General features: G+C 63.4%; 16 protein-coding genes. 7 read left to right on the forward strand and 9 right to left on the reverse strand.

All coding sequences use genetic code 11. The annotated features are described in order from the left end of the window. The first annotated feature begins 20 nt into the window (after window positions 1-20). From ACOKS3_RS20190 to ACOKS3_RS20205, 4 genes are all read left to right on the forward strand, one after another. Window positions 21-1223: a CmpA/NrtA family ABC transporter substrate-binding protein gene (locus ACOKS3_RS20190; RefSeq protein ID WP_422764127.1), complete on the forward strand. Its 1203-nt coding sequence runs from the start codon at window positions 21-23 to the stop codon at window positions 1221-1223. Between the two features lie 11 nt (window positions 1224-1234). Continuing rightward, a complete protein-coding gene (locus ACOKS3_RS20195) occupies window positions 1235-1810 on the forward strand; it encodes an ANTAR domain-containing response regulator (RefSeq protein ID WP_103449906.1) in 576 nt (191 codons plus the stop codon). 172 nt (window positions 1811-1982) lie between these two features. Beyond that, entirely contained in the window at window positions 1983-3194 is a 1212-nt protein-coding gene (locus tag ACOKS3_RS20200; RefSeq protein WP_103449779.1) for a nitrate/nitrite transporter, read from the forward strand. Window positions 3195-3203: 9 nt separating this feature from the next. Next, window positions 3204-4871, forward strand: a complete 1668-nt coding sequence (locus tag ACOKS3_RS20205) for a protein kinase domain-containing protein (protein ID WP_422764126.1) — start codon at window positions 3204-3206, stop codon at window positions 4869-4871. 77 nt (window positions 4872-4948) lie between these two features. On the opposite strand, the gene ACOKS3_RS20210 is transcribed toward ACOKS3_RS20205, so the two are convergent. The 8 genes from ACOKS3_RS20210 to ppsA form a co-directional block, all read right to left on the reverse strand. Further along, entirely contained in the window at window positions 4949-5986 is a 1038-nt protein-coding gene (locus ACOKS3_RS20210) for an OmpA family protein (protein WP_103449777.1), read from the reverse strand. A gap of 111 nt (window positions 5987-6097) precedes the next feature. Then, the gene (gene sigX, locus ACOKS3_RS20215) at window positions 6098-6664 is read right to left on the reverse strand and encodes an RNA polymerase sigma factor SigX (RefSeq protein WP_003248665.1); all 567 of its coding nucleotides are present in this window, start codon (window positions 6662-6664) and stop codon (window positions 6098-6100) included. Between the two features lie 113 nt (window positions 6665-6777). Continuing rightward, entirely contained in the window at window positions 6778-7602 is an 825-nt protein-coding gene (locus ACOKS3_RS20220) for a mechanosensitive ion channel family protein (protein WP_103449776.1), read from the reverse strand. Window positions 7603-7604: 2 nt separating this feature from the next. Continuing rightward, entirely contained in the window at window positions 7605-7868 is a 264-nt protein-coding gene (locus tag ACOKS3_RS20225; RefSeq protein WP_103449775.1) for a CrfX protein, read from the reverse strand. Window positions 7869-7961: 93 nt separating this feature from the next. Then, on the reverse strand, window positions 7962-8957 hold the full coding sequence (locus ACOKS3_RS20230) for a zinc transporter ZntB (RefSeq protein WP_103449774.1): 996 nt from the start codon (window positions 8955-8957) through the stop codon (window positions 7962-7964). A 27-nt stretch (window positions 8958-8984) separates the two neighbouring features. Next, window positions 8985-9476, reverse strand: coding sequence for a ribonuclease E activity regulator RraA (gene rraA, locus ACOKS3_RS20235; RefSeq protein WP_422764125.1), 492 nt, complete (start codon window positions 9474-9476; stop codon window positions 8985-8987). 198 nt (window positions 9477-9674) lie between these two features. Continuing rightward, a complete protein-coding gene (locus ACOKS3_RS20240) occupies window positions 9675-10667 on the reverse strand; it encodes an alpha/beta fold hydrolase (protein WP_258035905.1) in 993 nt (330 codons plus the stop codon). 102 nt (window positions 10668-10769) lie between these two features. Next, on the reverse strand, window positions 10770-13145 hold the full coding sequence (gene ppsA, locus ACOKS3_RS20245; protein ID WP_103449772.1) for a phosphoenolpyruvate synthase: 2376 nt from the start codon (window positions 13143-13145) through the stop codon (window positions 10770-10772). Between the two features lie 190 nt (window positions 13146-13335). Between ppsA and ppsR the strand changes: the two genes are divergently transcribed. Next, window positions 13336-14154, forward strand: coding sequence for a posphoenolpyruvate synthetase regulatory kinase/phosphorylase PpsR (gene ppsR / locus ACOKS3_RS20250; RefSeq protein ID WP_103449905.1), 819 nt, complete (start codon window positions 13336-13338; stop codon window positions 14152-14154). Window positions 14155-14232: 78 nt separating this feature from the next. Here the strand turns inward: ppsR and ACOKS3_RS20255 are convergent, their stop codons facing one another. Continuing rightward, window positions 14233-19098: an NAD-glutamate dehydrogenase gene (locus tag ACOKS3_RS20255; RefSeq protein WP_103449771.1), complete on the reverse strand. Its 4866-nt coding sequence runs from the start codon at window positions 19096-19098 to the stop codon at window positions 14233-14235. Between the two features lie 274 nt (window positions 19099-19372). Between ACOKS3_RS20255 and ACOKS3_RS20260 the strand changes: the two genes are divergently transcribed. Both ACOKS3_RS20260 and ACOKS3_RS20265 read left to right on the forward strand, forming a co-directional pair. Next, window positions 19373-19726: a hypothetical protein gene (locus ACOKS3_RS20260; RefSeq protein ID WP_103449770.1), complete on the forward strand. Its 354-nt coding sequence runs from the start codon at window positions 19373-19375 to the stop codon at window positions 19724-19726. Between the two features lie 196 nt (window positions 19727-19922). Continuing rightward, complete coding sequence (locus tag ACOKS3_RS20265; protein ID WP_103449769.1) at window positions 19923-20633, forward strand: FadR/GntR family transcriptional regulator; 711 nt, start codon at window positions 19923-19925, stop codon at window positions 20631-20633. Window positions 20634-20678: the final 45 nt, after the last annotated feature.

Genomic DNA, 20678 nt, shown 5'->3' on the forward strand with positions numbered 1-20678 from the left:
CAGTTTGGCCGAGGACCTTCGTGAATACAGCACCTCTAGCCTGGGTAAACGGCAGCGACGCACCGGAAAAACCCAGCCTCAACATCGGCTACATGGCCCTGACCGATTGCGCCTCGGTGGTGGTCGCCGCCACCCAGGGCTTCGCCCAGCAACACGGCCTGACCCTCAACCTCAAGCGCCAGGGCTCCTGGGCCGGCCTGCGCGACAAGCTGGCCAGCGGCGAGCTGGACGCTGCCCATTGCCTCTACGGCCTGGTCTACGCCGTGCACCTTGGCATCGGTGGTGTACCGGCCAGCGACCTGGCGGTGCTCATGGGGCTGAACCAGAATGCCCAGGCCATCAACCTGTCGCCGGCCCTGCAACGCAGGGGCGTGACCAGCCCTGAGGCACTGGCGCAACAGGTGCACCAGCACGGCGCACGGCTGACCTTCGCCCAGACCTTCCCCACCGGCACCCATGCCATGTGGCTGTATTACTGGCTGGCCAGCCAGGGCATCCACCCGTTGCACGACGTCAGCAGCGTGGTGGTGCCACCGGCACAGATGGCGGCGCATATCCAGGCCGGGCGCATCGACGGTTTCTGCGTCGGTGAGCCCTGGGCCGCTGCTGCCGTCAGCCAGGGCCAAGGCTTCACCCTGGCCACCAGCCAGTCGATCTGGCCCGACCACCCGGAGAAGGTACTGGCCTGCACCCGCACCTTCGTCGAGCACAACCCCAATAGCGCACGTGCACTGGTCAAGGCGGTGCTTGCTGCCAGCCGGTTCATCGAACAGAGCCCGGAGAACCTGCGCAGCACCGCGCAACTGCTCAGTGGTAGCGCCTACCTCGACACACCGGTCGAAAACGTCGAGCCGCGCCTGCTGGGTGACTATCAGGACGGCCTGGGCAACGCCTGGCACGACCGGCACGCCCTGCGCCTGCACGACCAGGGCCGCGCCAACCTGCCTTACCTGTCGGACGGCATGTGGTTCATGACCCAGTTCCGCCGCTGGGGCCTGCTGCGTGACGACCCCGACTACCTCGGTGTTGCTCGCCAGGTGCAGCAACTTGCACTGTACCGCGAGGCCGCCGAAGCACTCGGCGTGCCCTGCCCCGAGTCAGCCATGCGCAGCAGCCTGCTGATCGACGGTACGCGCTGGGACGGCACGGATCCGTATGCCTATGCACGCAGCTTCCGCCTGCACGCCCTGGGCCATGCGCCCGATGCCCGAGTCGGTCTGTGAGGGCCATCACCATGCTGCGCATCCTGCTGATCGACGATACCCAGAAGAAGGTTGGCCGCCTCAAGGCCGCACTGCGCGATGCCGGATTCGAAGTGATCGAGGCGCCAGACCTGACCATTGACCTGCCGGCCTGCGTCGAAACGGTGCGCCCGGACGTGGTGCTGATCGATACCGACTCACCCGACCGTGACGTCATGGAGCAGGTGGTGCTGGTCAGTCGCGACCAGCCACGGCCCATCGTGCTGTTCACCGACGAGCATGACCCTGCGGTGATGCGCCAGGCGATCCAGGCCGGGGTCAGCGCCTACATCGTCGAAGGCATCCATGCGGCGCGGTTGCAGCCCATTCTCGATGTCGCCATGGCGCGCTTCGAGAGCGACCAGGCGCTCAAGGCCCAGCTGTTGGCCCGCGACCAGCAGCTGGCCGAGCGCAAGCGCATCGAGCAGGCCAAAGGGTTGCTGATGAAAATGAAAGACTGCAACGAGGAACAGGCCTACACCCTGATGCGTCGACAGGCCATGAGCCGGCAGCAGAAGCTGATCCAGGTGGCCGAGCAGATCATCGCCATGCACGAAATGCTGGGCTGAGGCCACCTCGCCAGACCCGAGTTGGCCCAGCTCTTGCTGAAGATATTTCACCGGTAGCCAACGGCGGTTGCCTCATAAAACTCCCGACAAAGACGTCGCTCGCCCCTCCACGCCAGTGGACCGGGTAGCGGCGTCTTTTTCGTTTCCGTTGCATTGCCGAGTGAGGTGTTCGATGAGTACCAGCTTCTGGAAATCCGGGCATGTGCCCACGCTGTTCGCCGCGTTCCTGTATTTCGACCTGAGCTTCATGGTCTGGTACCTGCTTGGCCCGCTGGCGGTGCAGATCTCCACTGACCTGCAACTGAGCGCCCAGCAGCGCGGCCTGATGGTGGCTACGCCGATCCTTGCCGGCGCAGTACTGCGCTTCGTCATGGGTGTGATGGTCGATCGCCTGTCGCCGAAGACCGCTGGCCTGATCGGCCAGGTGATCGTCATCATCGCCCTGGCCGGCGCCTGGTATCTGGGCGTGCAAAGCTATGAGCAAGCCCTGCTGCTGGGTGTATTCCTCGGTGTTGCCGGTGCTTCGTTCGCCGTGTCGTTGCCGCTCGCCTCGCAGTGGTATCCGCCGCAGCATCAGGGCAAGGCCATGGGCATCGCGGGTGCGGGCAACTCGGGAACCGTGTTTGCCGCCCTGCTGGCCCCGGTGCTGGCCGCCGGGTTTGGCTGGAACAATGTATTCGGCTTTGCCGTGCTCCCGCTGCTGCTGACCCTGGCGCTGTTCGCCCTGCTTGCCCGCAATGCCCCGCAAAGACCCAAGCCCAAGGCGGCAGCCGACTACCTCAAAGCCTTGGGTGACCGTGACAGCTGGTGGTTCATGTTCTTCTACAGCGTCACCTTCGGTGGCTTCATCGGCCTGGCCAGCGCCTTGCCCGGCTACTTCAGCGACCAGTACGCCCTGAGCCCGGTCACCGCTGGCTACTACACCGCCGCCTGCGTGTTCGCCGGCAGCCTGATGCGCCCGCTGGGTGGCGCCCTGGCCGACCGCTTCGGTGGCATCCGCACGCTGCTCGGCATGTACAGCGTGGCCGCGATCTGCATCGCGGCCGTCGGCTTCAACCTGCCAAGCGCCGCAGCTGCCTTGGCGCTGTTCGTCAGTGCCATGCTCGGCCTCGGCGCCGGTAATGGCGCGGTGTTCCAGCTGGTACCACAACGCTTCCGCCAGGAGATCGGCGTAATGACCGGGCTGATCGGCATGGCCGGTGGCATCGGTGGTTTCCTGCTGGCGGCAGGGCTCGGCGCCATCAAGCAGCACACCGGCGACTATCAACTGGGCCTGTGGCTGTTCGCCAGCCTCGGCCTGTTCGCCTGGTTCGGCCTGCACGGGGTCAAGCAACGCTGGCGCACCACCTGGGGCTCGGCTGCGGTTACCGCTGCGCGGGTCTGAGGCACGAAGATGAGCCTGCAGCTCAGCTTCGCCCAGGCCAGCGCCACTGGGCCACGCACGGAGAACCAGGACGCCCTGCGCCTGGTCACGCCAGCACCGGAGCTGGCCGCCAGCAAAGGCTACCTGTTCGCCCTCGCCGACGGTGTCAGCCAGTGCGCCGACGGTGGCCTGGCAGCCCGCGCCAGCCTGCAGGCGCTGGCCATGGACTATTACGCCACGCCCGCCACCTGGGGCGTGGCCCAGGCCCTGGACCGCCTGCTGCTGGCACAGAACCGCTGGTTGCGCGCCCAGGGCAGCCAGCCGCTGCTGACCACACTGAGCGCATTGGTGCTACGCGGGCGCCGCTTCACCCTGGCACACGTGGGCGATTGCCGTGCCTATCGCTGGCACGCCGGTCGCCTGCAGTGCCTGAGCGAAGACCATGTCTGGGACCAGCCCGGCATGCAGCACGTGCTCAAGCGTGCACTGGGCCTGGACCAGCACCTGCTGGTCGACTACCTGGACGGCGAGCTGCAGGCTGGCGAGTGCTACCTGCTGCTCAGCGACGGCGTCTGGGCCAGCCTCGGCGACCAGCACATCCAGGCCGTGCTGCGCGAGCAGCCCGACCTGCAGTCGGCCGCTGACACCCTGGTTGCCAGCGCCCATCACAATGGCAGCCAGGACAACGCCAGCGCCTTGCTGGTGCGGGTCGAGCAGCTGGGCGCGGCCAACCTCGGCGACACCCTGGTGCAACTGCAGCAATGGCCATTGCCTGGCCCCCTGCGTGAGGGCCAGGCGCTCGATGGCTGGCAGGTCGAGACGCGCCTGACACACAGTCGCCAGTCGCTGCTCTACCGAGTACGCGATACCCAGGGCCAACCCTGGCTGCTGAAAACCCTGCCCGGCGAGCGCGAACAGGAACCCGGCGCCGCCCAGGGTCTGCTGCTGGAAGAATGGTTCCTGCGGCGGGTCGCTGGCCGTCACTTCCCCGAGCTGCATGCTGCGAGCCAGCGCCAGTACCTGTACTACGTGATGCGCGAACACAGCGGCAAGACCCTCGCCACCCACCTCGACGAACACGGCCCACTGGCACTGGCACAGTGGCTGGAGATCGCCCGCCAGCTGCTGCAGGCCGTTGGTGTGCTTCACCGGCGCAACCTGCTGCACCGCGACATCAAACCGGAAAACCTGCACCTGGGGTTTGATGGCCAGGTGCGCCTGCTGGACTTTGGCCTGGCCTACTGCCCAGGCCTCTCGCAGGAGCCGACGCACGAATTGCCCGGCACGCCCTCGTACCTCGCACCGGAAGCCTTCGAGGGCCAGCCACCGTGCCCGCGTCAGGACTTGTATGCCGCCGGGGTCACGCTCTATCGGTTGTTGACCGGGCATTATCCATACGGAGAAATCGAGGCCTTCCAGCGCCCGCGCTTTGGTCAGGCCGTAAACCCCTCCCGTTATCGCCCCGACCTGCCCGAATGGCTCCAGCACAACGTGCTGCAAGCTGTTGCCGTGGAACCGGCGCAACGTTTCGAAACCGCCGAGCAATGGTTGCTGTTGCTCGAACGCGGTGACCGCCAGGATCTGCCCAGCCGCCCCCGCCCACTGCTGGAGCGTGAGCCGTTGAAAGTCTGGCGCAGCCTGGCCCTGCTGGCCCTGCTGCTCAACCTGATACTGTTGTTCGCCCTGCTCAAGGGCTGAACGCACCCTTGAACCACAAACTGCAGGCAAAGAAAAACCCGGCCTAGGCCGGGTTTTTCATTGAAGCTTCAAACCAATTACTTGGCCTGGGCTTCTACCTGAGCTTCAACGCGACGGTTGATAGCGCGGCCTTCTTCGGTGGCGTTATCGGCAACCGGACGGGTTTCGCCGTAGCCAACCGACTGAACGCGGCTGGACTCAACACCGTACTGCTGGGTCAGAACCTGCTTCACAGCATTGGCACGACGCTCGGACAGCTTCTGGTTGTAAGCGTCTGGACCGACGGAGTCAGTGTGACCTTCAACCACGGTGGTGGTCTGTGGGTACTGCTTCATGAAGTCAGCCAGGTTCTTGATGTCGCCGTAGCTGTTTGGCTTGACGACCGACTTGTCGAAGTCGAACTTGACGTCCAGCTCAACACGAACGACTTCGGCAACAGCCGGGCAGCCATCAGCGTCAACGGTAACGTTGGCTGGGGTGTCTGGGCACTTGTCGACGTTGTCGCAAACGCCGTCGTTGTCGGAGTCGGAGCAGACTTCGGCAACTGGAGCCGGAGCAGCAGCAACCTTGCCACCGCTACCACCGAAGTTCAGACCCACACCAACGGTTGGGCCCCACTCGGTGTTGCCGTCGTCGATGTTGTACATGGCTTCAACGCCAGCACGGGCGAAGAACATGTCGGTGATGTACCACTTGGCGCCAGCGCCAACGTTGGCGAAGGTGGAGTGGTCGCGGCCGCTACGAGTGGCCTGGCCCAGGCTCTCGTGAGCGAAACCAGCGGAAACGTACGGACGCAGAGCGTCGCCGACGGTACCGAAGTGGTAGGTAGCGTCCAGCTTGGCCTTGGAACCTTTGATGTCTTTGTTGAAGACTTCGCCACGAGCGTTGTGAGTCTCGTTGTAGCCCAGGTCCAGGGATACGTCGTCAGTCAGGAAGTAGCCCAGACGAACGCCAGGATTGGTGCCGTCGTTCTTGAAGTTACGTTCGCTGTCGTAGTACTGCTTGGTAACGTTACCTTCGATTTCGACTGCGCCCTGGCCTTGAGCCATAACGCCGAACGAAGTAGCTGCGACGAGCGAGCCAATGGCCAAGCCCAAGGTGTTTTTCAATTTCATCCGTTAAATCCCCATCTGGTGATAGTTAAGCAGTCCCACCAACATCCGGGGGGACAACTCGACGGCAAGTCTAGCAGAACTCGCCGATCCGTTAGAGATATTTACAAGGGGCTAAGTTTCATCCAGCCCTGCAAATTTCTCACGAAGCTTGTCTAGCGCGCGCTTGTAGCGCATTTTCGTTGCGCTCAAGCCCATGTGCATGATATCGGCGATCTCCTGAAATTCCAGTTCCGCGACAAAACGCAGCACCAGAATTTCCCGATCGATCGGGTTCACATGCACCAGCCACTTGTCCAGCCCGCCTTTTTCTTCCGGTTTCGGAGCCTTGTCTTCGGACGCCTCTTCGACAGGGTCCAGACTCAAGGCATCCATCAGCCGGCGTTTACGACGCTCCTTGCGGTACTGGGTAATGCATTCGTTGTAGGTAATGCTGTAGAGCCAGGTCTTGAACTTGGACTTGCCCTCGAAGTTCTTCAGACCGTAGAGCACCTTCAGCATCACTTCCTGACAGACATCGTCAGCGTCGCGGTCGTTCCCCAGGTAACGCGCACAGACGTTGAACAGGGTCCGCTGGTAGCGCCGCATGAGTTCCTCATAGGCGCGGGTTACGTGATACAGCTCCTCATGCGAACGCGCCACCAACTCCTCGTCGGTGAGTTCGCGGGGGTCGTAACGCATGGGCGGCGAATGAACTTTATTCAAAACGGATCTGGCCGACAGTCAGGTCAATGTCGCCGCTCAGCCCCGTTGGGCTGATTTCGCGGCGGCATACATTAACAGCTTTTGTGCGGTTAGCGGCTATTGACTCGCTGCTCCAGGAGCACGCGATTGGACAGCGACACCAGTTCGCCATCATCGGTCAACAGCGTCGTCTTGACCGTGCCGATCTCTTCGATCATTCCTTCAACCTCTCCAATCCGCACCTGCTGGCCGACCTGGTAAAGTTCGCGAACATAGATGCCGGCCAGAATCTGCCCGGCGATTTCGCGGCTGCCAAGGCCCATGGCAAGCGCAACGGCCAGACCAACGGTTATCAGGCCAATGACGATCACATGGTTGAGCAGGTCGGTTTTGACCTCGAGCTGGCTGATGGCCACCGAGATGCTGATGATGATCACCAGGCCTTGGGTGATGCGCCCCAGGCCTGCGGAGTATTCCAGGCCAATCCCTTCCGCCGCGCCGCGCACCAGGCCGTTGGCCACCTGCGCCAGCAGTACGCCGACCAGCAGTACCAGGGCTGCGCCGAACACCTTGGGCAGGTACAGGGCGAGCATGTCGAGGGTGGCCGAAACCCGCTCCAGGCCCAGCGATTCAGCGGCAGAGACGAGGAAGATCAGCAATACGAACCAGTAGACGATCTTGCCAATCAAGGTCGAGATAGGCACCTGGATGCCACCCCGGGCAAGCATCTTGGTCGCCCCGGTGCCGGCCATCAGGCGGTCCAGGCCGAACTTGGCCAGGAGTTTGGAAAGCAGTGTGTCGAGCAGCTTGGCCACCACGAAACCGAGCAGCACCACGACCAGCGCGCCGAACAGGTTGGGGATGAAGTTCGCTACCTTGGTCCATAGGGCGGTCATCGCAGTGACCAGGCTCTGGGTCCAGAGATCGAGTTCCATATTCAATCGGCCTTATCTGCTTTGCTGCCATTGGCAGCGTTGCGGGTAGAGTGTCGGCGCACCGGCGCAACGTGCGCCGAGCCATTGTTCACGGCGATCAGCAGCGCCTGGCTCCAGCGGCCAAGCAGGCTGAACAGATCACCGGCGCCGACCTGACGGTTGGCGGTTTTCAGCACGCGCCCCAGGCACGCGGCATCGTCTCGCTCCTCACCGGAGGGCGACGCCTTGAGCAGGTCACGCAGGGATTCTTCAAACGGATCGTGCATAGGCACCTCGCGCAGTGTCACTCAGAGACGAGGTGGCCGGGCGATGGGTCACACATCGCAGTGGAACGAATGTTTCAAGATCACTCGGCATCTTCAGACCCAGCGCAACCGCCGGAACAACCACCACTGCCCCACCGCCAGGCCAAGCACGACGATGCAGGCCAGCAGGAAGCCATAAGGGTTGCTCGACCCCGGAATGCCGCCAACGTTGATGCCGAGCAGCCCCGTGATGAAGCTCATGGGCAGGAAGATGCAGGTGATGATGCCGAAGCGGTACATGGTCCGGTTCATCCGCTCGCTGCGCCGACGGTCTTCGCTTTCCAGCACCAGCGCTGCCCGCTCGCGGGTCAGTTCGAGCTCTTCGAGGTAGCGGATCAGGCTGTTGTTCAGCTCATTCCAGTAATCCGCGTCGGCATCACAGAACCAGCTCCATTTGCTGCGCGACAGCTGGGCATAGATCTCCCGCTGTGGCGCCAGGAATCGGCGCAGCCCTGCGGCGCGGCGGCGAATCTGCTGTAGGCTGCCATGCTCCGGCGTATACCGTTCGTCGGATTCGACCTTTTCCTCTTCGTCGTCGACCAGCTCCGAGAGGTCGCTGACCAGGCTCTGGACCTTCTCGGTCAGCAGTTCGCCCATCAACAGCAGCAGTTCGGACGCCGATTTCGGCCCCCGGCCCTCTTCAAGCTGCTGAAGGATCTCATCGCTGGCACGCAACGGCCGCAAACGCAGCGAAATGACCCGCTGCGCCTGGGCATGGATGCGTACCGAAACCATGTCCTCGGGCTCGGCGCCCGGGTTGAGGTTGACCCCGCGCAGGAACAGCAGCATCTGCTCTGCGGCCTGCGGCAACAGCCGTGGCCGGGTATTCTCCTCCAGCAGCAGGTCGCAGGCGAACTCGCTCAGGCCACTGTCCTGCAGCAACCAGGTGCGGGTTTGCGGATGACTGCGATCCCAGTGCAGCCACAGGCTTTCGTGTGGCTGCAATTGCAGGTCGTCCAGCTCGGTCCGGGCGATCGAACGCGCGCCGCCTTTACCATCGAGCACCAGGGCATGCACCAGCCCCCACTGCGCGTTGTCTTCCTCGAACATCAAAGCTCCATCAGCGCGTACGGCGCATCACTCCGGCATTTTCAGCGGGCTTGGCGAGATGATCACGCCGTTGTTGTCGGCATACAGGTACTCGCCTGGGCGGAAGGTAACGCCGGCAAAGGTCACAGCCACGTTGAGGTCACCGATACCACGCTTGTCGGTTTTCATTGGGTGGCTGGCCAGCGCCTGCACTCCGACATGAGTCTGAATCAGTACGTCGACGTCTCGCACGCAGCCGTAGATCACCAGACCTTCCCAGCCGTTCTTGGCGGCCTTTTCGGCGAGCATGTCACCGAGCAGGGCACGGCGCAGCGAGCCGCCCCCGTCGACCACCAGGACCTTGCCCTTGCCATCGAGCTCGACCTGATCCTTGACCAGCGAGTTATCTTCGAAGCACTTGATGGTGACGATCTGGCCACCGAAGGAATCGCGGCCACCGAAGTTGCTGAACATCGGTTCCAGCACCTGTACCAGGTCCGGGTAGGCGTCGCACAGGTCGGGCGTTACGTAATGCTGCATGGGAAGCTCCTGTCAGTCACAACGAAAGCGGGTATCGGCCAAGGCTACACCGTAGCAGCTGTCGCAGTCATCCGGGACTGAGCGGTCAAGTTTTGCCTGTACCGGCCTGATCGCGGGGCAAGCCCGCTCCTACAGGATTACCACAGCCTTGTAGGCGCGGGCTTGCCCCGCGAAGAGGCCGGTAAAGGGGAAGCAGATTCAGCCGACAGGCACAGGCTCACGCACCACCGTCGACTCATGCACCGGCAACAGCGGATCGCGCAACCAGCGCTCCACCAACGGCCAGACCTGCGTCTGCGCCGCCTTGCTCACCAGCATGTCGACATGCCCAAAGGCCTCGAAACCCTCTTCACGGCCCAGGCGCAGGAACTGCTTGCGCTCGCCACCCAACTGATCGAAGAGCTTGCGGCAAGCCCACACCGGGTCCTGGAAGTCCCCCGCGCCGGCCACCGCCAGCAACGGCACATCCACGTCGGCCAGCCCCGCCCACCAGTCGTTCTGCTTGTCGCCAAAGCGCCCGAACAGGCCATGCCAGCGCATGCTCTCAAGGGCCAGGCCGATCGGCTCGTCTTCCGGCCCACGCTTGAACCGCGCCCCGGAAATCTGCCCCCAACGCTTGAGCAGCATTTTCGCCCCCCAAGTCAGCGGCGGCACTTTGAGCGGCCAGTAGACACGGCTGATCTGAGTACCGAAAAGCGCCACGCTGGCCACCTGCCCGGCCTTGAGAAAACCGCCACCCAGGGCCGCCACCAAGGTGGTTCCACCCAGGGAGTGGCCGACCCAGTGCGGCGCCTGGCCAGACTGCTCATGGACGAATGCAGCAATCAGCGGCAGGTCGTCGCGGGCGTAGTCGGCCACGCTGTTGTGCGTCCAGTTGCGGTTACGCGGGGACAGGCCGTGGCCGCGCATCTCCGGGATCCAAACATCGAACCCGGCCCGCGCCAGATAGGCCCCCAGGCCGATGCCCTTGGGCGAATACCAGAAGCGCCGGTTGGAGAAACTGCCATGCAGCAGAATCACCGGCACGCCCTGAGCCCGGCCAAGATCAGCCAGGCCCAGACGGGTAATGGCCAGCTCGACGGTAGGGTCAGGGCCGTTGCCGGCCTTGATCCGGTACACGTCTTCGCTGAGGTCGCCGCGGCGCTCGGCACTGAGCAAGGCCACGGGAAAAAGGTTGCTGCTGCTTTGCATAAGGTTGCTTGGTGCACAAAAAAGGGCGTGATCCATCACTGGAACTCGCCCTGGAAAAAACCAGGCGGGGGCGCGCCAGACGCGCCCCCGCAATTTACCGCATCAGGCCGCGCCCTGCCCTTCGGCCAGGAAGAACCAGGTCTCCAGGACCGAGTCCGGGTTCAGCGACACGCTTTCGATGCCCTGCTCCATCAGCCACTTGGCCAGGTCCGGGTGGTCCGATGGGCCTTGGCCGCAGATACCGATGTACTTGCCGGCCTTGTTGCACGCCTGGATGGCGTTGGCCAGCAGCTTCTTCACGGCCGGGTTACGCTCGTCGAACAGGTGGGCGATGATGCCCGAGTCGCGGTCCAGGCCCAGGGTCAGCTGGGTCAGGTCGTTGGAACCGATCGAGAAGCCGTCGAAGTACTCGAGGAACTCTTCGGCGAGGATCGCGTTGGACGGCAGCTCGCACATCATGATCACGCGCAGGCCATTGTCGCCGCGGGCCAGGCCGTTTTCCGCGAGCAGGTCGACGACCTGGCTGGCTTCGCCCAGGGTGCGCACGAACGGCACCATGATCTCGACGTTGGTCAGGCCCATCTCGTTGCGCACGCGCTTCAGCGCACGGCACTCGAGCTCGAAGCAGTCACGGAACGACTCGCTGATGTAGCGCGAGGCACCGCGGAAGCCCAGCATCGGGTTTTCTTCTTCCGGCTCGTACAGTTTGCCGCCGATCAGGTTGGCGTACTCGTTGGACTTGAAGTCCGACAGACGCACGATGACCTTTTTCGGGTAGAAGGCCGCCGCCAGGGTGCTGATGCCCTCGACCAGCTTCTCGACATAGAAACCGACCGGGTCGTTGTAGCCGGCGATACGCTTGTCGACGCTTTCTTTCAGGTCGGCTGGCAGGCCGGCGTAGTTCAGCAGCGCCTTGGGGTGCACGCCGATCATGCGGTTGATGATGAATTCCAGACGCGCCAGGCCCACACCTGCGTTAGGCAGCTGGGCGAAGTCGAAGGCGCGGTCCGGGTTGCCGACGTTCATCATGATCTTGAACGGCAGTTCCGGCATGGCGTCCACCGAGTTCTGCTTGACGTCGAAGCCCAGCTCACCTTCGAAGATGAAGCCGGTATCGCCTTCGGCGCAGGATACGGTGACGCCCTGGCCGTCTTTCAGCACCTGGGTGGCGTTGCCGCAGCCGACCACGGCCGGGATGCCCAGCTCACGGGCGATGATCGCCGCGTGGCAGGTACGCCCGCCACGGTTGGTGACGATGGCGCTGGCGCGCTTCATCACCGGTTCCCAGTCCGGGTCGGTCATGTCGGAGACCAGTACGTCGCCCGGCTGCACCTTGTCCATCTCGGACACGTCATTGATCACGCGGACCTTGCCGGCGCCGATGCGCTGGCCAATGGCGCGGCCTTCGACCAGCACGGTGCCCTTCTCTTTCAGCAGGTAACGTTCCATGACGTTGGCGCTGGCGCGGCTCTTCACGGTCTCAGGGCGGGCCTGGACGATGTACAGCTTGCCGTCGTCACCGTCCTTGGCCCATTCGATGTCCATCGGGCGCTGGTAGTGCTGCTCGATGATCATCGCCTGCTTGGCCAGCTCGTTGACTTCGTCGTCGCTCAGGCAGAAGCGGGCGCGATCGGCACGGTCAACCTCCACGGTCTTGACCGAACGGCCGGCCTTGGCTTCGTCGCCATAGACCATCTTGATCGCCTTGCTGCCCAGGTTACGGCGCAGGATAGCCGGGCGGCCAGCTTCCAGGGTTTGTTTGTGCACGTAGAATTCGTCAGGGTTGACCGCACCCTGCACCACGGTTTCACCCAGGCCGTAGGCGCCGGTGATGAACACCACGTCACGGAAGCCCGACTCGGTGTCGAGTGTGAACATCACGCCAGCGGTGCCGGTTTCCGAGCGGACCATGCGCTGCACGCCAGCGGACAGGGCCACCAGCTTGTGGTCGAAGCCCTGGTGCACGCGGTAGGCGATGGCGCGGTCGTTGAACAGCGAGGCGAACACTTCCTTGGCCGCGCGGATCACGTTGTCGACGCCACGGATGTTGAGGAAGGTTTCCTGCTGGCCGGCGAACGAGGCATCCGGCAGGTCTTCGGCAGTGGCCGAGGAACGCACGGCCACGGCCATGTTGTCGTTGCCCTTGGACATTTCGGCGAAGGCGGTGCGGATTTCCGCATCCAGGCGGGCCGGGAACTCGGCCTCCATTACCCACTGACGGATCTGTGCGCCGGTCTTGGCCAGGGCGTTGACGTCATCCACGTCGAGGGCGTCGAGGGCCGCATGAATCTGGTTGTTCAGGCCACTCTGTTCGAGAAAGTCACGGTACGCCTGAGCCGTAGTGGCAAAGCCGCCCGGCACCGACACACCGGCACCAGCGAGGTTACTGATCATCTCGCCCAGGGATGCGTTCTTGCCCCCCACATGCTCCACATCGTGGACGCCGAGCTTATCGAGGGAAACTACGTACTCTACCAAGGTGATCTCTCCACTAACTGTATTGGAAAAACTCAAGGGCGCCCGCCTGCCTTCGTTGACTGGGCCGGACACTTGTGGCCTGTACCTGGAAAATAGGTTCGCAAAATATGGCAGAATGCTGACAGCCACGTTCGGCAAACCGAACTTATCATATCCAAGAATCGTCATCAGCTTAAGGCCCAGATCGCAAATGAAACGAACCGCGTTCTTCATCTCCGATGGCACCGGCATCACCGCCGAAACCCTGGGCCAGAGCCTGCTCGCTCAATTCGAAAGCATTCCGTTCAGTAAATTCACCCGTCCGTACATCGACAGCCCGGAAAAAGCGCGGACCATGGTGCAACAGATCAACGCTGCCGCAGAGCGCGATGGCATGCGGCCGATCATCTTCGACACCATCGTCAATCAGGATATCCGTGAGATCCTGGCGACGTCGAACGGCTTCATGATCGACATCTTTTCTTCGTTTTTATCCCCGCTTGAGCAGGAACTGACTGCCCATTCGTCGTATTCCGTGGGCAAATCGCACTCGATTGGCGGCAACTCCAACTACATGGAACGCATCGAGGCGGTGAACTTCGCCCTGGACAACGATGACGGCGCGCGCACCCACTACTACGACAAGGCCGACCTGATCCTGGTCGGCGTGTCGCGCTGCGGCAAGACCCCGACCTGCCTGTACATGGCCATGCAATTCGGTATCCGCGCCGCCAACTACCCGCTGACCGAGGACGACATGGAACGCCTGCAGTTGCCGGCGGTGCTGAAAAAGCACCACAGCAAGCTGTTCGGCCTGACCATCGACCCTGACCGTCTGACCGCCATCCGCCATGAGCGCAAGCCCAACAGCCGCTATTCGAGCTTTGCCCAGTGCGAGTTCGAGGTGCGCGAGGTGGAGAACCTGTTCCGCCGGGAGAACATTCCAAACATCAACTCCACGCATTTCTCGGTGGAAGAGATTTCGGCGAAGATCCTGGTGGAGAAAGGCGTGGAGCGCAGGTTCAAGTAAGCCCGCGAAAGGGCCGGCACAGGAGCACAAAAAAAGCCCCGACATCGCTGCCGGGGCTTTTTCATTTCAGCGCGCAGATCAGGACGGCACCACCGCCGCCTGCCCACTCAGCGCCAAATCAACCAACTCGCGGTTGGCCACCGCGTACATCGCATAGTCGGTACCGGTGGCATTGCGCAGGTCGTCGAGCATGGCGCGCCAGCGCTCGACCATCACCCGGTGCTGCTCGGCCCACAGCGCCACACGGGCGTCCATGTCTTCCGGAGCATCGACCATCTGCAGCACCGAGATGGTGATTGCCCGCTGCTGCAGGTCGATGTCGTCGCGGAACGCCTCGCGGGCCAGGGCCTGCCAGTTGTTTTCCACCGGCAGGTTGCTGATTTCCTGCAGGTACCAGGTCAGGTCCAGCGCGCTGCCCACGGCGAAGAACGCCTTGGCCACCTGCGCCGGGTCATGGCCGGTGACGTCCGAGGCCTCGATGATCGGCAACAGGGTGTACAGGTGAGTGGTACCGGCAACCATGCGCGCCAGTAACTCTGGTACGCCGGCATCGACGAAGCCCTGGTAACGCACCATCCAGCGCTCGCGGGTCGGGCCTTCCAGCAGCTCGTCGAGCTTGAGCCCCAGCTGGGCGATCTTCGGCCCGAAGTGCGCGCTGTCACGCCCGGCATCCTGCTCGTTGCGTCGGCTACGCAGGAACCAGCGCGTGGCGCGGCGGCCCAGGCGCATCAGCTCGTCCATCAGCGTCAGCTGGATTTCCGCTGGCACCTGATAGTCCAGCGCCTCGATCTGGCGGAACCAGTGCGGCAGGTGGAAGATGTCGCGCACGATCACATAGGCGCCGGCCACGTTGGCCGGGCTCATGCCGGTCGACTCCTTCAGGCGCTGAACGAAGGTGATGCCCATATTGTTGACCAGGTCGTTGGCGATCTGGGTGCTGACGATCTCGCGCTTCAGGCGGTGACGGCGCATGGCATCGGCGAACTTGCTGACCAGCGACGGCGGGAAGGCAGTTTCCATGTCGCGGGTCAGGTAGTCGTCGTCTGGCACCAGCGACTTGAGCAGCTGCTCCTTGAGGTCGATCTTGCTGTACGAGATCAACACCGACAGCTCGGCACGGGTCAAGCCCTGGCCAGCGGCCAGGCGCTCGGCCAGCTGTTCCTCGGACGGCAGGAACTCGATGGCCCGGTCCAGCTTGCCACGGCCTTCGAGGTCGGCCATCAGGCGCTTGTACTCGGCGATCCGCTCGCGGGCGCGGCGGGCGGCCAGCGACAGCGCCTGGGTCTGCTTGTAGTTGTTGCCCAGCACCAGGCCGGCGACTTCGTCGGTCATGCTGCCGAGCAGCTGGTTGCGCTGCTTCTCGGTCATGTCGCCACCCTGCACCACTTCGTTGAGCAGGATCTTGATATTGACCTCGTGGTCGGAGCAGTCCACGCCACCGGCGTTGTCGATGAAGTCGGTGTTGGTGGCGCCGCCGTGCAGGCCGAACTCGACACGGCCGAGCTGGGTCATGCCGAGGTTGCCGCCCTCGCCCACTACCTTGCAGCGCAGCTCGTTGCCGTTGACCCGTAGCGCATCGTTGGCCTTGTCGCCGACATCGGCGTGGCTTTCGCTGCTGGCCTTGACGTAGGTGCCGATACCGCCGTTCCACAGCAGATCGACCGGGGCCTTGAGCAGCGCGTGCAGCAGCTCGGTCGGGGTCAGGCGATCGGCCTCGATGGCAAAGCGCTCTTTCATCTGCGGGCTGATGGCGATGCTCTTGGCACTGCGCGGGAAGATCCCGCCGCCTTCGGACATGATGCTGGTGTCGTAGTCGCTCCAGGCCGACCGCGGCAGGTCGAACAGGCGCTGGCGCTCGACGAAACTGGTGGCCGGGTCGGGGTTCGGGTCGATGAAGATGTGCAGGTGGTTGAACGCCGCCACCAGTTGCAGTTTGTCGGACATCAGCAGGCCGTTGCCGAACACGTCGCCGGCCATGTCGCCGACGCCGATCACGGTGATCGGGTCCTGCTGCACGTTGATGCCGCGCTCGCGGAAGTGGCGCTGCACGCCAACCCAGGCGCCACGGGCGGTGATGCCCATCTTCTTGTGGTCGTAACCGGCCGAGCCACCCGAGGCGAACGCATCGCCGAGCCAGAAGCCGTAGTCGATGGCAATGCCGTTGGCGATGTCGGAGAAGGTCGCGGTGCCCTTGTCGGCCGCCACCACCAGGTACGGGTCGTCGTCATCGTGACGGACCACGTTGGCCGGCGGCACCACGCCACCGTCCTTGAGGTTGTCGGTGATGTCGAGCAGGCCGGAAATGAAGATGCGATAGCAAGCCACACCCTCGGCGGCGATCTCGTCGCGGGTGCCGCCCAACGGCAGCCGACGCGGCAGGAAGCCGCCCTTGGCGCCAACAGGCACGATGACCGAGTTCTTCACCTGTTGGGCTTTGACCAGGCCCAGCACCTCGGTGCGGAAGTCTTCCTCGCGGTCCGACCAGCGCAGGCCGCCGCGGGCGACGTTGCCGAAGCGCAGATGCACGCCCTCGACTCGAGGCGAATAGACGAAGATCTCGAACTTCGGCACCGGCTTGGGCAGCTCGGGGATCAGCTTGGGGTTGAACTTGAAGCTGAAGTACGACTTGTTCTGACCGTTGGCATCCGGCTGGTAGAAGTTGGTGCGCAGGGTGGCCTTGATCAGGTCCAGGTAGCGCCGCAGGATGCGGTCCTCGTTAAGCACCTGGACCTCGTCCAGGGCCGTGAGGATCGCCTGCTCCAGGCGCTGCTGCTTGTCATCCAGGTCTTCATTGGTGAGCTTGCGCGCCAGGTAGAAGCGGGTCTTGAACAGCCGGGTCAGCTCGCGGGCGATGTCGGTGTGGTTGTTCAGGGTGCTGGCGATGTAGCCAAGGTCGAAGCCCAGGCGGATCTGCTTCAGGTAGCGGGCATAGGCACGCAGCAGCGCCACGTCACGCCATGGCAGGCCGGCAGTGAGCACCAGGCGGTTGAAGGCATCGTTCTCGGCGTCGCCCTTGACGATGTGGATGAAGGCATCCTGCAGGGTGTCGTTGAGCTGCTGGATGTCCAGGTCCAGGCCTTCGCTGTAGGTGAAGGCGAAGTCGTGGATCCAGAACTCACGCCCGCTGGCGTGGCGCAGACGGTAAGGGAACTCGCCGAGCACGCGCAGGCCGAGGTTTTCCAGGATCGGCAGCACATCCGACAGCGCCAGCGGGGTGTCGGCGTGGTACAGCTTGCAGTGCAGCAGGCGCTCGCCCAGGCGGGTCAGGGGCTGGTAGAAACTCATCGCCAGCGGCTTGCTCTCGGACAACGCCACCACGTGCTGCAGGTCGACCACCGCCGAATGCGCCGGGAAGCGCTCGCGGTAGCCCGCCGGGAAGCCCTTGGGGAAGTCGCCGAGGATGTTGGTGCCCTGGGCTTCGCCGAAGTTCTCGATGACCAGCGCCGAGTAGTCGTCTTGCCACGAGCGGCAGGCCTGGATCACTTCGTTTTCCAGCTGCTGCGGGTCGATGTCGATGCGGTTCTTCGGGTCGACCCGAAGGATCAGTTGCACACGTGCCAGCACCGATTCGGAGAAGAAGGTCCAGAATTCGCAGTCGCTGGCCTTCAGACGCTCCATCAGCACCTGCTGGATCTTCTGCCGCACTTCGGTGGAGTAGATCTCGCGCGGCACGTAGGCCAGGCCGTAGCAGAAGCGCCCGTACGGGTCCTTGCGCAGGAACACGCGAATCTTGTTGCGTTCCTGGATCTGCACGATCGACATCACAGTGTTGAACAGCTCGTCGATCGGGGTCTGGAACAGGTCATCGCGCGGCAGCACTTCGAGCACCTGGGCCAGTTCCTTGCCCAGGTGCGCTTTCGAATCGAAGCCGGAACGGCGCTCGACTTCGGCGACCTTCACGCGGATGTAAGGGATGGCATGCACGCTCTCGCCGTACACCGACGAGGTGTACAGGCCCATGAAGCGGTGTTCCTTGATGACCTTGCCATCGGCATCCAGCTGGCGGATCGACACATAGTCCGGGTAGGCCGGGCGATGCACGCGGCTGGGCAGTGCGGCCTTGGCGAACGACAGCAGCAGCGGCTCGTTGAGGTAGGCCACGGCGTAGTCTTCGATGCGCAGTTCTTCCGCCGTCAGGCCCACCCGCAGGCGGCGCGGCAGACCAAGGAACGACTGTTCGTCGTAGACCATCTGGCCACCGTCGCTGTCGGCCTGGACGGTGAATTCTTCATAGCCGAGGAAGGTGAAGTGGTTGTCCAGCAGCCATTCGAGGAAGGCCTTGACCTCGCCCTTTTCATGCTGGGCCGGGCCGTAGGCGGTGTTCTCCACTTCAGCGACGACTTCGCGCAGCTTGGCTTTCATCGGCTCGAAATCAGCCACCGCCACGCGCACTTCGGCCAGCACCTGCTCGATCTCGCGGGCCAGCACGGTCAGCTCGGCGGCATTGGCGCAGCGGTCGATCTCCAGGTACATCAGCGACTCGTGGCGCACGCCCTCGCCCTGGGTACCCTTGGGCAGCAGCTCGAGCAGTTCGCCCTTGACGCCCCGGCGCACGCTCAGCACCGTGGTCTGCAGGGTGTGGATACTGTAGCCACGGCGGTTCAGCTCGGTGCGTACCGAGTCGACCAGGAACGGCAGGTCGTGGTGCAGCACTTCGACCACAGTGTGGGTAGATTGCCAGCCATTGCGTTCGTAATCGGGGTTGTACACCCGCACTTGCGGGTACTCGGGGTCGAAGCGCTCGATGATGCGCCACGCTGACAGGGTGCAGCCGGCCAGGTCCGAAAGCCGGCGCTGGGTGAGTTCGTCCAGAGAGATGATGCCGAAGAACTGCTCGGCGAATAGCGCCACTTGTGGCAGGGACTGTTCGCTGATGTGCTGCGCCAGGGCCGCTTGCAGTTGATGCTGGAAGTCGGCTTTGCTGGCTGCGGTGAAGAACGCCATCTATGGTACTCCGCTTGGGCTTTGTATTAGTTGAAGCGTCGCGCACGTCCGCCATGTACGGATCAACAATAGCCAACCCATGGCAAGCCGGACGGTAAAACCAGACGTTGAACATGGCAGGCACGTTCAGGGCTCGCCGAAGCTTAACGACTGAGCGGTCATTGCCGCTTGCGAGGCTGCGACAATTTCGGTCAAGGGCTGGCAACTTTACGTTTATGGATGTGTGCAAGGCTGTCAGAATTCCCTCTCATTTCCAGAAACCCGAGCCGTTGCCATGCAAATCAAGACCGCCCTGCTGTTCGCCACCCCTTGCGATGACGAGGAAGACAACATGGCGACCTTGTGCTGCCACAGCGACAAGGGGCAGATGTTTCTGCTGACCCGTTATCCGGATGAAGACACCGTCGACCTGACCCTGGATGACGAGCCGTCGACCCTGGATGGGCTGAAGGTGACCTTGAGTGCACAGCGTTTGCTGATCGAGGTGGCGACTGGGGATCGGGATGCGCTGAAAGGGGATGAGGCACTGGAGATCGTGCTGACTTCGGCAGGGTCCGACCTTGAGGAAGTGGCGCTGACCTTACGTAATATCCTTGACGGCACTGGCACCTTCGTCAGCGAGCTCTGATTTTCCTGTGCCGGCCCTTTCGCGGGGCAAGCCCGCTCCTACAGGTATCCCACAATCCAAAACCTGTGTTGCACCTGTAGGAGCGGGCTTGTCCCGCGAAAGGGCCAGACCTCACCCCATAACCCAATGAATACATTGACAGCGCCGCCCCACGACAGGCATTGTCTGACAACCTGATAACTAGGCAACCGTTTCCATGCTAGAGCTCCAGCGCCCCGACACCCTGGTAGACCGTGTCGTCAGCGCCATTCGCGCCGAGATCGACTCCGGCCGTCTGGCCGCCGAATCGCGCCTGCCCACCGAACAGCAACTGGCCGAACAGCTGAACGTCAGCCGCTCGGTGGTGCGTGAAGCCGTGGCGCAGCTCAAGGCCGACGGCGTGCTGATCGCCCGTCGCGGGCTCGGTTCCTACATCTCGCAAACACCTGCCGGTACCGTGTTCCGCTTCCCCGGCAGCAATGGCCGCAAGCCGGACCTGGTGCAGATGTTCGAAATGCGCCTGTGGATCGAAACCCAGGCCGCCGCGATCGCCGCCCGCCGCCGCGACGAGCACGACCTGGCCCACATGGCCAAGGCCCTGCAGGAAATGCTCGACAAGCGCAGTGACTTCGCCACCGCCTCGGCCGCCGACGTGGCCTTCCACCGGGCGATTGCCGAAGCCAGCAAGAACGATTACTTCGTGGCCTTCCACGACTTCCTCGGTGGCCAGCTGGCCAGTGCCCGGCGCACCGCCTGGGAAAACTCCGCAGCCCACTCGGTGGGTGGTTCGGCCGATGCCAATCGTGAACACCAGATGCTTTACCAGGCCATCGCCGATGGCGACCGCCAGGCGGCTGCGGCCTGCGCCGAAGCGCACCTGCGCGCCTCGGCCAAGCGCCTGAAGATCGACCTCCCCGCCCTCGACTGACCCTGGAGAAACCGACGCGGCCTGACGCGGGCCTTTTTACGCACT

Origin of the sequence: Pseudomonas sp. HS6-2 (assembly GCF_049325675.2) — a bacterium.
Lineage (GTDB): Bacteria > Pseudomonadota > Gammaproteobacteria > Pseudomonadales > Pseudomonadaceae > Aquipseudomonas > Aquipseudomonas putida_N.

Coding starts and splice junctions, on each gene's coding strand:
- ACOKS3_RS20195 (WP_103449906.1), top strand. CDS start 1,235: ATGCTGCGCATCCTGCTGATCGACGATACCCAGAAGAAGGTTGGCCGC.
- ACOKS3_RS20200 (WP_103449779.1), top strand. CDS start 1,983: ATGAGTACCAGCTTCTGGAAATCCGGGCATGTGCCCACGCTGTTCGCC.
- ACOKS3_RS20205 (WP_422764126.1), top strand. CDS start 3,204: ATGAGCCTGCAGCTCAGCTTCGCCCAGGCCAGCGCCACTGGGCCACGC.
- ACOKS3_RS20210 (WP_103449777.1), bottom strand. CDS start 5,986: ATGAAATTGAAAAACACCTTGGGCTTGGCCATTGGCTCGCTCGTCGCA.
- sigX (WP_003248665.1), bottom strand. CDS start 6,664: ATGCGTTACGACCCCCGCGAACTCACCGACGAGGAGTTGGTGGCGCGT.
- ACOKS3_RS20220 (WP_103449776.1), bottom strand. CDS start 7,602: ATGGAACTCGATCTCTGGACCCAGAGCCTGGTCACTGCGATGACCGCC.
- ACOKS3_RS20225 (WP_103449775.1), bottom strand. CDS start 7,868: ATGCACGATCCGTTTGAAGAATCCCTGCGTGACCTGCTCAAGGCGTCG.
- ACOKS3_RS20230 (WP_103449774.1), bottom strand. CDS start 8,957: ATGTTCGAGGAAGACAACGCGCAGTGGGGGCTGGTGCATGCCCTGGTG.
- rraA (WP_422764125.1), bottom strand. CDS start 9,476: ATGCAGCATTACGTAACGCCCGACCTGTGCGACGCCTACCCGGACCTG.
- ACOKS3_RS20240 (WP_258035905.1), bottom strand. CDS start 10,667: ATGCAAAGCAGCAGCAACCTTTTTCCCGTGGCCTTGCTCAGTGCCGAG.
- ppsR (WP_103449905.1), top strand. CDS start 13,336: ATGAAACGAACCGCGTTCTTCATCTCCGATGGCACCGGCATCACCGCC.
- ACOKS3_RS20255 (WP_103449771.1), bottom strand. CDS start 19,098: ATGGCGTTCTTCACCGCAGCCAGCAAAGCCGACTTCCAGCATCAACTG.
- ACOKS3_RS20260 (WP_103449770.1), top strand. CDS start 19,373: ATGCAAATCAAGACCGCCCTGCTGTTCGCCACCCCTTGCGATGACGAG.
- ACOKS3_RS20265 (WP_103449769.1), top strand. CDS start 19,923: ATGCTAGAGCTCCAGCGCCCCGACACCCTGGTAGACCGTGTCGTCAGC.